This window comes from Paucibacter sp. XJ19-41 (assembly GCF_028462495.1).
Classification (GTDB): domain Bacteria; phylum Pseudomonadota; class Gammaproteobacteria; order Burkholderiales; family Burkholderiaceae_C; genus Roseateles_E.
Genome location: NZ_JAQOWX010000003.1, coordinates 57,146 through 69,693, shown reverse-complemented (window position 1 = coordinate 69,693; position 12,548 = coordinate 57,146). Strand labels below are relative to the sequence as shown.

Genomic DNA, 12,548 nt, shown 5'->3' with positions numbered 1-12,548 from the left:
ATGACCACACAGTGGCAAACGTTTGCCAACCACAAAGCATAGCTGAAACAAGCAGCCTGACGGCAGGCCGGCAGCGCTGTTTGCGCAAATATCCGGGCCTGGCGGCCCCGGGCTTTCCCTGGTCCGCCGGCCCGGGCATCAAAAAACCCGCCGGGCCTGAAGGCCGGGCGGGTTTGGCAACAGCAGCGGGCACGCGGCCCGCTAGGAATCGATCAGCGTTGCGCGATCGGCTTGACGTCGCGCGGGGTCGAGCCGACGAAGAGCTGACGCGGGCGGCCGATCTTGTACTCCGGGTCACCGATCATTTCGTTGAGCTGGGCGATCCAGCCGACCGTGCGGGCCAGCGCGAAGATCGCGGTGAACAGCGGCACCGGGATGCCGATGGCGCGCTGCACGATGCCGGAGTAGAAGTCGACGTTCGGGTAGAGCTTGCGGGCGACGAAGTACTCATCTTCCAGCGCGATCTTCTCCAGCTCCATCGCCAGCTTGAACATCGGGTCGTTGTGCAGACCCAGCTCGTCCAGCACCTCGTGGCAGGTTTCGCGCATCAGCTTGGCGCGCGGGTCGTAGTTCTTGTAGACCCGGTGACCGAAGCCCATCAGCTTGACGCCGCTGCTCTTGTCCTTGACCTGCTTGATGAACTCGCCGATCTTGGCGACGCCACCCTGCTTCTGGATGTCGCCCAGCATGTTCAGCGCCGCCTCGTTGGCGCCGCCGTGAGCCGGGCCCCACAGGCAGGCCACGCCGGCCGCGATGGCCGCAAAGGGGTTGGTGCCCGAGGAACCGCACAGGCGCACGGTCGACGTCGACGCGTTCTGCTCGTGGTCGGCATGCAGCGTGAAGATGCGGTCCATCGCGCGCACCAGCACGTCGTTGGGCTTGTAGTCCTCGCAGGGCGTGGCAAACATCATGCGCATGAAGTTGCCGGCGTAGCTCAGATCGTTCTTCGGATAGATATAGGGCTGGCCGATGGTGTACTTGTAGGCCATGGCCACCAGCGTCGGCATCTTCGCGATCAGGCGGATCGCGGCGATCTCGCGGTGCTCGGGGTTATTGATGTCGGTGCTGTCGTGATAGAAGGCCGACATCGCGCCGACCAGACCGGTCATCACAGCCATCGGATGCGCGTCGCGGCGGAAGCCGCGCAGGAAGAACTGCATCTGCTCGTTGACCATGGTGTGGTTGGTCACGCGAGCGACGAAGTCTTCCTTCTGCGCCGGGTTGGGCAGCTCTCCGTACAGCAGCAGATAGCAGGTTTCGAGGTAGTCGCAGCTGGTGGCCAGCTGCTCGATCGGGTAGCCGCGATACAGCAGCTCGCCCTTGTCGCCATCGATATAGGTGATGGTCGAGTTGCATGAAGCGGTCGACAGGAAGCCGGGGTCGTAGGTGAACTTGCCCGTCTGTGCGTACAGCTTGCGGATGTCGATCACATCCGGGCCTATCGTGCCCTTGTACAGCGGCAGATCCATTTGCGGGCTGCCATCGGAGAACGACAGGGTGGCTTTGACGTCAGACGGGGTCATGGGCGTTCCTTATGACTTCTTGGGGATTCAGGGGGCGGTCCTGAGCAGGGCCAGGACCTCTTGCACATCGGCACGATCGAGTTCGCCTTCGGGCTGCTTGCGGCACAGGAACAGATCCAACAAATCGTTGTCGGACAGCTCCATCAGCACGCGCAGGCCCTCGGCCTGATGCTCGGTCAGACTGCGGTCGTATCGAGCGAAGAAACGCTCGATGAAGAGATCATTCTCCAGCAGGCCGCGTCGGCAGCGCCAGCGCAGCTTGGAGAGGGCTCTCTCGTCGATCAGGGTGTTGACAGCGGTCATGACTGAGCAGGGCCGGGCATCGTCAGACGGCGCGCCGGACCATCAATTCCTTGATCTTGCCGATGGCCTTGGTCGGGTTCAGCCCCTTCGGGCAGACATCGACGCAGTTCATGATGGTGTGGCAGCGGAACAGGCGGTACGGATCTTCCAGATTATCCAGACGCTCGCCGGTGGCCTCGTCGCGGCTGTCGGCGATGAAGCGGTAGGCTTGCAGCAGGCCGGCGGGGCCGACGAACTTGTCCGGGTTCCACCAGAAGCTGGGGCAGCTGGTCGAACAGCTGGCGCAGAGGATGCACTCGTACAGGCCGTTGAGCTCTTCGCGCTCTTCAGGGAACTGCAGACGCTCCTTGTCGGGCAGCGGCGTGTCGTTGACCAGATAAGGCTTGATCGAGTTGTACTGCTTGAAGAACTGAGTCATGTCGACGATCAGGTCGCGCACGACCGGCAGGCCCGGCAGCGGCTTCAAGACGATGGTGCCCGGCAGGGTACGCATATTCGTCAGGCATGCCAGACCGTTCTTGCCGTTGATGTTCATCGCATCCGAACCGCAGACACCCTCGCGACAGCTGCGACGGAAGCTCAGGCTGGGATCGACGGCCTTGAGCTTGTTCAGGGCGTCCAGCAGCATGCGCTCGGAGCCGTCCAGCTCGACCTCGAGGGTCTGCATATAGGGCTTGGCATCCTTGTCCGGGTCGTAGCGGTAGATCTGAAAAGTACGCTTGGTCATAGTGATTTACCTCTTAGAACGTACGGACCTTGGGCGGAATCGACTCGGCCGTCAGCGGCTTCAAGTTGACCGGCTTGTAGTCCAGGCGGTTGCCTTCCGAATACCACAGCGTGTGCTTCATCCACTGCTCGTCGTTGCGACCATTCGGGTGGGCGGGCGTGTCGCCGTAGTCGTCCACCGTATGGGCGCCGCGGCTCTCGGTGCGGGCCGCAGCGGAGACGATGGTGGCCTGGGCCGCCTCGATCAGGTTCTCGACCTCCAGCGCCTCGATGCGGGCGGTGTTGAAGACCTTGGACTTGTCCTTCAGCGTGATGTTGGCGACGCGCTTGGCGATCTCGGCCACCTTGGCCACGCCCTCGTTGAGCATGGCCTGGGTGCGGAACACGCCGGCATGCTGCTGCATCGCGGCACGCAGATCGTTGGCCACATCCTGCGCGTACTCGCCGCTGGTGCTGGCGTCCAGGCGGGCCAGGCGGGCCAGCGAGCGGTCGGCTGCATCGGCCGGCAGATCCTTGTGCGCTTTAGTCTTCAGGCCGGCGTCGACGATGTGGTTGCCGGCCGCACGGCCGAACACCAGCAGGTCGAGCAAAGAGTTGGTGCCCAGGCGGTTCGCGCCGTGCACGCTGACGCAGGCGCACTCGCCCACCGCGTACAGGCCGTTGATCACCGCATTGGGCTTGCCGTCCTTGGGCACGACCACCTGGCCATGGATATTGGTCGGGATGCCACCCATCTGGTAGTGGATGGTCGGCACCACCGGGATCGGTTCCTTGGTGATGTCGACATTGGCGAAGTTGTGGCCGATCTCGAACACCGAGGGCAGGCGCTTCATGATGGTGTCGCCGCCCAGATGGGTCATGTCCAGCTGGATGTAGTCCTTGTTCGGACCGCAGCCACGCCCTTCCTTGATCTCCTGGTCCATGCAGCGCGAGACGAAGTCGCGCGGTGCCAGGTCCTTCAGGGTCGGCGCATAGCGTTCCATGAAGCGCTCGCCATTGCTGTTGCGCAGGATCGCGCCTTCGCCGCGGCAGCCTTCGGTCAGCAGCACGCCGGCGTTGTGCACGCCGGTCGGGTGGAACTGCCAGAACTCCATGTCTTCCAGCGGGATGCCGGCACGCGCCGCCATGCCCAGGCCGTCGCCGGTGTTGATGAAGGCATTGGTCGAGGCGGCGAAGATGCGCCCTGCCCCGCCGGTGGCCAGCAGCACGGTCTTGGCCTGCAGGATGTGGACCTCGCCGGTCTCCATCTCCAGGGCGGTCACGCCCACCACATCGCCCTCGGCGTCGCGGATCAGGTCCAGCGCCATCCATTCGACGAAGAACTGGGTCTTGGCCTTGACGTTCTGCTGGTACAGCGTGTGCAGCATCGCGTGGCCGGTACGGTCAGCCGCCGCGCAGGCGCGCTGCACCGGCTTCTCGCCGTAGTTGGCGGTGTGGCCGCCGAAGGGGCGCTGGTAGATCGTGCCATCGGCATTGCGGTCGAAAGGCATGCCGAAATGCTCAAGCTCGTAGACGACCTTGGGCGCTTCGCGGCACATGAACTCGATCGCGTCCTGGTCACCCAGCCAGTCCGAGCCCTTGACGGTGTCGAAGAAGTGGTAGTGCCAGTTGTCTTCCGACATATTTCCCAGGCTGGCGCCGATGCCGCCCTGGGCGGCCACGGTGTGCGAGCGGGTCGGAAAAACCTTGGACAGCACGGCCACATTCAGGCCGGCCAGCGAGAGCTGCAAGGAGGCGCGCATGCCCGAGCCACCGGCTCCGACGATCACGACATCAAACTTGCGCTTAGGAATTGAATTAGCCACCGACATCACAGTCTCCACAACACTTGGATCGCCCAGCCGGCGCAAGCCACCAGCCACACCAGCGTGAACGCTTGCAGAAACAGGCGCGCGCCGACCGGCTTCACATAGTCCATCCAGACATCGCGCATGCCCACCCACGCGTGGTAGGCCAGCGAGATGATCACGACAAAGGTCAGCAGCTTCATCCACTGCGACGAGAAGATCGCCGCCCAGTGGTCATAGCCCAGCTCGCCGGGCATCAGGAACTGCACCAGCAGCACGACGGTAAACAAGGCCATCAACACGGCCGTGATGCGCTGGGCCAGCCAGTCGCGCAGACCGTAGTGCGCACCCACGACGATGCGCTTGGAACCAAAAGTACTCATTGTTTTAACCTCGCGTTCAGTACAGGCCGAAGAGCTTGGCCGCGACGGCCAAGGTCAGCAGCACGCTGGCGGCCAGTGTGAACACCGCCGACGAATGACCTTGCTCCTTGCTGACGCTATGCGTCGCATCCATCCACAGATGGCGCACGCCGGCGATGAAGTGATGCAGATAGGCCCAGGCCAGGCCCAGCACCACCAGCTTGATGAACCAGGCCGGCACAAAGCCGATGCCGGCCACGAAGGCGTTGGTGAAGGCGTCGTAGGAGATCTCGGACGTCAGGCTGTTGTCGAACATCCAGATGATGAAGGGCAAGAGCAGGAACATCAGCACACCGCTGATCCGGTGCAGGATGGACACAAAGCCGGCCGGCGGCAGCCGGTAGGTTCGCAAATCGGTAAAGAAATTGATGTTGCGATAGACCGGTCTTTTCTTGGCGGTACCGTTGGTGGTGCTTGTCATACCCAACCTTATGTAATCAACATGAAACCCGAGGATTTTATTGCAATGCAGCAGGGCTTCAGCTGCTGCAGTGCGCGCTACGCAACGCGCAAGGATTAGTTCAGCTCATTGCGGTAAAAGTGTGAAGCGGTGTTATAGAGGCCGCGCCGCAGCTCGACCGGCTTGTCACCATAGGTGAAGGACAGGCGCTCGACGCTCAGCAGCGGCGTGCCCGGCGCCACCTGCAGCAGCGCGGCGGCCTCGGCATCGGCCGCGACCGCACGGATCTGCTCCTGCGCGCGAATCATGTGCACGCCGAACTCGGCCTCGAACAGGCCGTAGAAGGGCCCGCGGTGTTTTTCGAGCCGCTCGGCCGTCAACCCTTTGAACAGGGCGCCGGGCAGCCAGATATCGTCCAGCACCACCGGGTGGTTCTTGCTGTGCAGCAGCCGGCGCACCTCGACCATCGGGTCGCCGGCACGCATCTGCAGCTGCTTGGCGATCCAGGCCGGCGCGCGCTGGCGCTTGCAGTCCAGCAGCTGGCGACCCAGCGCCTCCTGGCCCTCGTCGGGCATCAGGCGCAGAAAGCGGTACTGGATCTTCTGCTCGGCATGGGTCGCGACAAAGGTGCCCTTGCCCTGACGGCGCACCAGCAGATTGTCGGCCGCCAGCTCGTCGATGGCCTTGCGCACCGTACCCTGGCTGACACCGAAGCGCGTCGCCAGCTCGATCTCGCTGGGGATCGCCTCGCCCGCCTTCCACTCGCCGGCCTGCAGGCTGGCGATGATCAGCCCCTTGATCTGGCGGTACAGCGGACTGAAAGAAGGGCCGGCGTCCGGGCGTGCGGATTCGCCGGACAGCGGTGGGGCGGTCGACATGGCCGGCATTGCAGCACAGGTCGGGGCCATTCGTCCATCAAAGTTGAGTGATATCTTCTATAAGACATAAGACGCGAGCAAGAAATCCGGAAAACATCGCATAATCGCGCGCTATGGCATCGCAGGCCGCCAGTCCAGCCGGGTAAGCCCTTGGACTGTCCTACACTTGCGCGGCACTCGCCGGAACGCTGGAGCTTGTCTTCCGGCACCCCTGCGGGCATGGAACACCCCCCACATTTCGTCATTACTCCGGAGCTTTCACATGAGCACAAAGAAACCCGTTCGCGTCGCCGTCACCGGTGCCGCCGGCCAGATCGGCTACGCCCTGCTGTTCCGCATCGCCTCCGGCGAAATGCTGGGCAAGGACCAGCCGGTGATCCTGCAGCTGCTGGAGATCCCTGACGAGAAGGCCCAGAACGCACTGAAGGGCGTGATCATGGAGCTGCAGGACTGCGCCTTCCCGCTGCTGGTGGGCATCGAGGCCCACAGCGACCCGATGACCGCCTTCAAGGACACCGACTACGCGCTGCTGGTCGGCTCGCGTCCGCGCGGCCCGGGCATGGAGCGCTCGGAGCTGCTGTCGATCAACGGCGCCATCTTCACCGCCCAGGGCAAGGCGCTGAACGCCGTCGCGTCGCGCAATGTCAAGGTGCTGGTGGTCGGCAATCCGGCCAATACCAATGCCTATATCGCGATGAAGTCGGCCCCGGACCTGCCGGCCAAAAACTTCACCGCAATGCTGCGCCTGGACCACAACCGCGCCGCCTCGCAGCTCGCCGCCAAGACCGGCAAGCCGGTCGCCGAGATCGAGAAGCTGGCCGTCTGGGGCAACCACTCTCCGACCATGTATGCCGACTACCGCTTCGCCACCATCGGCGGCGCCTCGGTCAAGGCCATGATCAATGACGAGACCTGGAACCGCGAAACCTTCCTGCCCACCGTGGGCAAGCGCGGCGCCGCCATCATCGCGGCCCGCGGCCTGTCCTCGGCCGCCTCGGCCGCCAACGCAGCCATCGACCATATGCGCGACTGGGCCCTGGGCACCAACGGCAAATGGGTCACGATGGGCATCCCCTCGGGCGGCGAGTACGGCATCCCCAAGGATGTGATGTTCGGCTACCCGGTCACCTGCGAGAACGGCGAGTACAAGATCATCGAAGGCCTGGAGATCGATGCCTTCTCGCAAGAGTGCATCAACAAGACGCTCAACGAACTGCTGGAAGAGCAGGCGGGCGTCAAGCACCTGCTCTGAGCCTCAGGCTTGAGCGACACTCGCTTGAGCAAAACCAAGGGCCGGCTTTTGCCGGCCCTTTTTTCATTGAGACCGCCATCGTGACCACCGCTCCCCACCCCCGCCTGGCCCTGTTCGAGGAAGGCGACGCCGCCGCCACCCTGCCCGTGGTCGACCACTACTGCGGCGTCGAAGCCCGCATGGGCAAGAGCCTGGAGCTGCAGGCCGAGATGGGCCCGGTGTTCGACATCACGTTGGACTGCGAGGACGGCGCACCGATAGGCGGCGAGGCCGAGCATGTGCAACTGGTGCTCGCGATGCTCCACAGTGCGAACAACCGGTTCGGCCGCGTCGGCGCCCGCGTCCATCCGCTGGATCACCCCGCCTTCGAGGCCGATGTCGACGGCCTGATCGCCGGCGCCGGTGCGAAGCTGGCCTATCTGATGGTGCCCAAGCCGCGCGGCATTGCCGATGTCGAGAAGGCCTGCGCCTTCATCGACGCCAGCCTGGCTCGCCACGGCATCAGCCGCCCGCTGCCCGTCCATGTGTTGATCGAGACCCATGGCGCGCTGCGCGAGGTGCAGCAGATCGCCGCCCACCCGCGCATCGAGTCGCTGTCCTTCGGTCTGATGGACTTCGTCTCGGCCCATCGCGGCGCGATCCCGCGCCAGGGCATGAGCCTGCAGGGCCAGTTCAGCCATCCGCTGGTGCTGCGCGCCAAGCTCGAGATCGCCGCCGCCGCCCATGGCTTCGGCAAGACACCGTCGCACTGCGTCGTCACCGAGTTCAAGAAGGTCTCAGCCATCGAGGAAGCCGCGCGGCGCGCTGCCCGCGAGTTCGGCTACACGCGGATGTGGAGCATCCACCCCAGCCAGATCCAGCCCATCATCGACGCCTTTGCCCCCAGCGTGGCCGAGATCGACGAGGCCATCGACATCATCCACGCCGCCCAGGCGGCCCACTGGGCGCCGATCCAGTACCGCGACCATCTGCACGACCGCGCCAGCTACCGCTATTTCTGGCAGTTGCTCGAGCGCGCCCACCGCACCGGCCAGACCCTGCCGATCGAAGTCGAGCAGGCCTACTTCGGCGACGCCGCCCATTTGGGGTAAAGCAGGGGGTGGCGGCGCTGCGGCGGCGGTGACAATCGCTCACCCGCGCCGGCCGCCGATGCGGCTACATTGCAGCGCGAGCCTTCCCTGCCGTACCCAGAGATACCCATGAAAATCATTCCCACCCTGACCCTGCTGATCAGCCTCGCGAGCGCTGGCGCCGTGATGGCCCAATCCGCGAGCCCTGCCGCCCCTGCCGCCGCCAAACCGGCCAACAAACAAGCCGTCAAGAAAGCCCCGGTCAAGCCGCGCGCCAAGCCGGCGCCGGTGCCGCCGCCCCCGCCGCCGCTGGCCGATGCCACCGAAGAGCAGCTGGCCGCCACCGAGCGTGCCTATCTCGGTACTTATGACTGCGAGTTCAAGCAATCGGTCAGCATCACCCGAAATATCAAGCCGGGTTATCTGGACGTGATGTGGCAGAAGGACACCTTCACGATGAAGCCGGTGCTGTCCTCGACCGGCGCGCTGCGCCTGGAAGACGTCACCGGCCGTACCCTGATGATCCAGATCGCCAACAAGTCCATGTTGATGGACACCCATGTGGGCCGCCGCCTGGTCGATGAGTGCCTGCATCCCGAGCACCGCGCCGCGATCGAGGCCGCCAAGATCGCCCGCGCCGCCGCTGCCGCATCGGCCGCCGCCTCCGGCCTGGAGGTCGAAGCCGACGCCAGCAGCCTGGGCATCGCGCCCAGCCCCGCCAAGCGCGGCAGCTGAAGCCGGCCCGGCAGACTCCGATCGGCGCGCGGGTATTCCCGGGCGAGGCCAAAGTATGTAGAATCAATGCATACTTTCCTCGCCATACCGACACCCATACCCGCGCCATTTCCGGAGCCCTGCCATGGAAGCCACTGTTGCCGAACGCGGCCAGATCACCCTGCCCAAGGCGGTGCGTGATGCGCTGGGCCTGAGCAAGGGCACCACGCTCAAGGTCGAACTTGACGGCGGCCGCATCATCCTGAGCAAGAACGTCGACGACGCGCTGGCCAAGCTGCGCGGGCGTTTCAAACTGGCCGAAGGCTTCACCAGCACCAATGACGCGATGCGCGCGCTGCGTGGCCGCGCCCCGGGCGACCCCTATCCCGCGCCCAGCGAGGACGAGACATGATCGCCGTCGACTCCTCCGTGCTGGTCGACGTGCTGACCGGCGATGCCGAGTACGGCGAGGCCTCCTCGCTGGTGCTGGCCAAGGCCTTGAGCGAGGGCGAGGTCGTCATCAGCGAAGCGGTCGTGGCCGAGGTCCAGACCCTGCTCGACACGCGCGAGACCGTGATGGACGCGCTCAATGAGTTCGGCATCCGCTTCGAACCCATCCAGCAGGCCGCCGCCGTGCGCGCCGGTCATATGCAGCGCCGCTACCGCGACCGTGGCGGCAAGCGCGAGCGCGTGGTGGCCGATTTCCTGATCGGCGCCCATGCCCTGCTGCAGTGCCAAGCCCTGATCACCCGCGACGAAGGATTCTTCCGCGATTACTACAAGGGCCTGAGGCTCATCGTCCCTCAACGTTGACCCGCCCGCTGACCCCACCTAGCCCCCCCCAGGAGTAGCCATGTTGCAAGCCTATCGCCAACACACCGCCGAGCGCGCCGCGCTGGGCATCCCGCCCCTGCCTTTGGACGCCAAGCAGGTGGCCGAGCTGATCGAGCTGATCAAGACGCCCCCGAGCGGGGAAGGCGAGTTCCTGCTGGACCTGCTGACGCACCGCGTGCCGCCGGGCGTCGATGACGCCGCCAAGGTCAAGGCCAGCTTCCTGGCCGCCGTGGCCCATGGCGACCTGACCGTGGCCCTGATCTCCAAGGCCAAGGCCACCGAACTGCTGGGCACCATGGTGGGCGGCTACAACGTTCATCCGCTGATCGAGTTGCTGGACGATGCGGCCGTGGCCGAGGTCGCCGCCGCCGGTCTGAAAAAGACCCTGCTGATGTTCGACTTCTTCAACGACGTCGCCGAGAAGGCCAAGGCCGGCAATGCGCAGGCCAAGGCCGTGATGCAGAGCTGGGCTGAGGCCGAGTGGTTCACCTCGCGTCCCGAAGTCGCCAAGAAGATCACCGTGACCGTGTTCAAGGTGCCCGGCGAGACCAATACCGACGATCTGTCGCCGGCCCCCGACGCCTGGAGCCGCCCGGACATCCCGCTGCACTATCTGGCAATGCTGAAAAACACCCGTCCCGGCGCGGCCTTCGTGCCCGAGGAAGACGGCAAGCGCGGCCCGATGAAGTTCATCGAGGACCTGAAGAGCAAGGGCCATCTGGTGGCCTATGTCGGCGATGTGGTCGGCACCGGCTCCTCGCGCAAGAGCGCCACCAACAGCGTGATCTGGGCCACCGGTCAGGACATCCCCTTTGTGCCGAACAAGCGCTTCGGCGGCGTCACGTTGGGCGGCAAGATCGCGCCGATCTTCTTCAATACGCAGGAAGACTCCGGCGCGCTGCCGATCGAGGTCGATGTCTCGGCCTTCGAAATGGGCGATGTGATCGACATCTACCCCTACGAGGGCAAGATCGAGAAGGACGGCAAGGTTGCGGTCGAGTTCCAGCTCAAGAGCGATGTGCTGTTCGACGAGGTGCGCGCCGGCGGCCGCATCAACCTGATCATCGGCCGTTCGCTGACCGCCAAGGCCCGTGAGTTCCTGGGCCTGCCCGCCTCCACCACCTTCCGCCTGCCCCAGCCCCCGGCCGCCACCGAGGCCGGCTTCACGCTGGCTCAGAAGATGGTCGGCCGTGCCGTCGGCCTGCCGGAAGGCCAGGGTGTGCGCCCCGGCACCTATTGCGAGCCCAAGATGACCACGGTCGGCTCGCAGGACACGACCGGCCCGATGACCCGCGACGAGCTGAAGGACCTGGCCTGCCTGGGCTTCTCGGCCGACCTGGTGATGCAGAGCTTCTGCCACACCGCCGCCTATCCGAAGCCGGTCGACGTCAAGACCCACCGCGAACTGCCCGCCTTCATCAGCAACCGCGGCGGCGTCTCGCTGCGCCCCGGCGACGGCGTGATCCACAGCTGGTTGAACCGCCTGCTGCTGCCCGACACGGTCGGTACCGGCGGCGACTCGCACACCCGCTTCCCGATCGGCATCTCCTTCCCGGCCGGCTCCGGCCTGGTGGCCTTCGGCGCCGCCACCGGCGTGATGCCGCTGGACATGCCCGAGTCGGTGCTGGTGCGCTTCAAGGGCCAGATGCAGCCCGGCATCACGCTGCGCGACCTGGTCCATGCGATCCCGCTGTATGCCATCAAGCAAGGCCTGCTGACCGTCGCCAAGGCCGGCAAGATCAATGCCTTCTCGGGCCGCATCCTGGAGATCGAAGGCCTGCCGGATCTGAAGGTGGAGCAAGCGTTCGAGCTGAGCGACGCCTCGGCCGAGCGCAGCGCCGCCGGCTGCACCGTGCACCTGAACCCCGAGCCGATCAAGGAGTACCTGACCAGCAATATCGTGCTGATGAAGAACATGATCGCCGACGGTTACGCTGACGCCCGCACCCTGCAGCGCCGCATCCAGGCCGTCGAAGCCTGGCTGGCCGACCCGAAGCTGATGAAGGCCGATGCCGACGCCGAGTACGCCCACGTCATCGAGATCGATCTGGCCGACATCAAGGAACCGATCCTGTGCTGCCCGAATGATCCGGACGATGCCAAGTTCCTCAGCGATGTGGCCGGCACCAAGATCGATGAGGTCTTCATTGGCTCCTGCATGACCAATATCGGCCACTTCCGTGCCGCCTCCAAGCTGCTGGAAGGCAAGCGCGACATCCCGGTCAAGCTGTGGGTCGCCCCGCCGACCAAGATGGACGCACAGGAGCTGACCAAGGAAGGCCACTATGGCACTTTCGGCACGGCCGGTGCGCGCATGGAAATGCCTGGTTGCTCGCTGTGCATGGGCAATCAGGCCCAGGTCAAGGAAGGCGCCACCGTGGTGTCCACCTCCACACGCAACTTCCCCAACCGCCTGGGCAAGAACAGCAACGTCTACCTGGCCTCGGCCGAGTTGGCCGCGATCGCCTCCAAGCTGGGCCGCATCCCGACGGTGGCCGAGTACCACGCGGACATGGGCGTGATCAATGCCGACGGCAGCAAGATCTACAAGTACATGAACTTCGACCAGATCGAGGAGTACGCTGAAACTGCCAAGGGCGTGACGGCCTGAGTCTGAATCAGGCTTGACCATCAGCGGC

The 12,548-nt window shown here is 64.9% G+C and carries 13 protein-coding genes; 6 read left to right on the top strand and 7 right to left on the bottom strand.

Translation table 11 applies throughout. The features are described from left to right. Window positions 1-212: 212 nt before the first annotated feature. The 7 genes from gltA to PO768_RS01655 all read right to left on the bottom strand — a co-directional run bounded on the left by gltA (window position 213) and on the right by PO768_RS01655 (window position 6,039). On the bottom strand, window positions 213-1,523 hold the full coding sequence (gene gltA / locus PO768_RS01685; RefSeq protein ID WP_272644620.1) for a citrate synthase: 1,311 nt from the start codon (window positions 1,521-1,523) through the stop codon (window positions 213-215). A gap of 27 nt (window positions 1,524-1,550) precedes the next feature. Then, on the bottom strand, window positions 1,551-1,826 hold the full coding sequence (locus tag PO768_RS01680) for an FAD assembly factor SdhE (protein WP_137940648.1): 276 nt from the start codon (window positions 1,824-1,826) through the stop codon (window positions 1,551-1,553). A 22-nt stretch (window positions 1,827-1,848) separates the two neighbouring features. Then, the gene (locus PO768_RS01675; RefSeq protein WP_137940649.1) at window positions 1,849-2,553 is read right to left on the bottom strand and encodes a succinate dehydrogenase iron-sulfur subunit; all 705 of its coding nucleotides are present in this window, start codon (window positions 2,551-2,553) and stop codon (window positions 1,849-1,851) included. A gap of 13 nt (window positions 2,554-2,566) precedes the next feature. After that, window positions 2,567-4,363 (bottom strand): succinate dehydrogenase flavoprotein subunit, encoded by a 1,797-nt coding sequence (sdhA, locus tag PO768_RS01670; protein WP_272644619.1) that lies wholly within the window; start codon window positions 4,361-4,363, stop codon window positions 2,567-2,569. Next, window positions 4,363-4,722: a succinate dehydrogenase, hydrophobic membrane anchor protein gene (gene sdhD, locus PO768_RS01665; RefSeq protein ID WP_272644618.1), complete on the bottom strand. Its 360-nt coding sequence runs from the start codon at window positions 4,720-4,722 to the stop codon at window positions 4,363-4,365. Before sdhD ends, sdhA begins: the two co-directional genes overlap by 1 nt. A gap of 16 nt (window positions 4,723-4,738) precedes the next feature. Next, window positions 4,739-5,182 (bottom strand): succinate dehydrogenase, cytochrome b556 subunit, encoded by a 444-nt coding sequence (gene sdhC / locus PO768_RS01660; RefSeq protein WP_272644617.1) that lies wholly within the window; start codon window positions 5,180-5,182, stop codon window positions 4,739-4,741. Between the two features lie 95 nt (window positions 5,183-5,277). Beyond that, window positions 5,278-6,039, bottom strand: a complete 762-nt coding sequence (locus PO768_RS01655) for a GntR family transcriptional regulator (protein WP_137940653.1) — start codon at window positions 6,037-6,039, stop codon at window positions 5,278-5,280. A 262-nt stretch (window positions 6,040-6,301) separates the two neighbouring features. On the opposite strand from PO768_RS01655, the gene PO768_RS01650 reads away from it, so the two are divergent. The 6 genes from PO768_RS01650 to acnB all read left to right on the top strand — a co-directional run bounded on the left by PO768_RS01650 (window position 6,302) and on the right by acnB (window position 12,520). Continuing rightward, window positions 6,302-7,291 (top strand): malate dehydrogenase, encoded by a 990-nt coding sequence (locus PO768_RS01650; RefSeq protein ID WP_272644616.1) that lies wholly within the window; start codon window positions 6,302-6,304, stop codon window positions 7,289-7,291. An 80-nt stretch (window positions 7,292-7,371) separates the two neighbouring features. After that, on the top strand, window positions 7,372-8,382 hold the full coding sequence (locus PO768_RS01645; RefSeq protein ID WP_272644615.1) for an HpcH/HpaI aldolase/citrate lyase family protein: 1,011 nt from the start codon (window positions 7,372-7,374) through the stop codon (window positions 8,380-8,382). Window positions 8,383-8,490: 108 nt separating this feature from the next. Then, on the top strand, window positions 8,491-9,096 hold the full coding sequence (locus tag PO768_RS01640; RefSeq protein ID WP_272644614.1) for a hypothetical protein: 606 nt from the start codon (window positions 8,491-8,493) through the stop codon (window positions 9,094-9,096). Window positions 9,097-9,220: 124 nt separating this feature from the next. Next, window positions 9,221-9,487 (top strand): AbrB/MazE/SpoVT family DNA-binding domain-containing protein, encoded by a 267-nt coding sequence (locus PO768_RS01635; RefSeq protein ID WP_137940657.1) that lies wholly within the window; start codon window positions 9,221-9,223, stop codon window positions 9,485-9,487. After that, window positions 9,484-9,888 (top strand): type II toxin-antitoxin system VapC family toxin, encoded by a 405-nt coding sequence (locus PO768_RS01630; RefSeq protein WP_262973020.1) that lies wholly within the window; start codon window positions 9,484-9,486, stop codon window positions 9,886-9,888. Before PO768_RS01635 ends, PO768_RS01630 begins: the two co-directional genes overlap by 4 nt. 40 nt (window positions 9,889-9,928) lie before the next feature. Beyond that, window positions 9,929-12,520: a bifunctional aconitate hydratase 2/2-methylisocitrate dehydratase gene (acnB, locus tag PO768_RS01625; protein WP_272644613.1), complete on the top strand. Its 2,592-nt coding sequence runs from the start codon at window positions 9,929-9,931 to the stop codon at window positions 12,518-12,520. Window positions 12,521-12,548 lie beyond the last annotated feature (28 nt).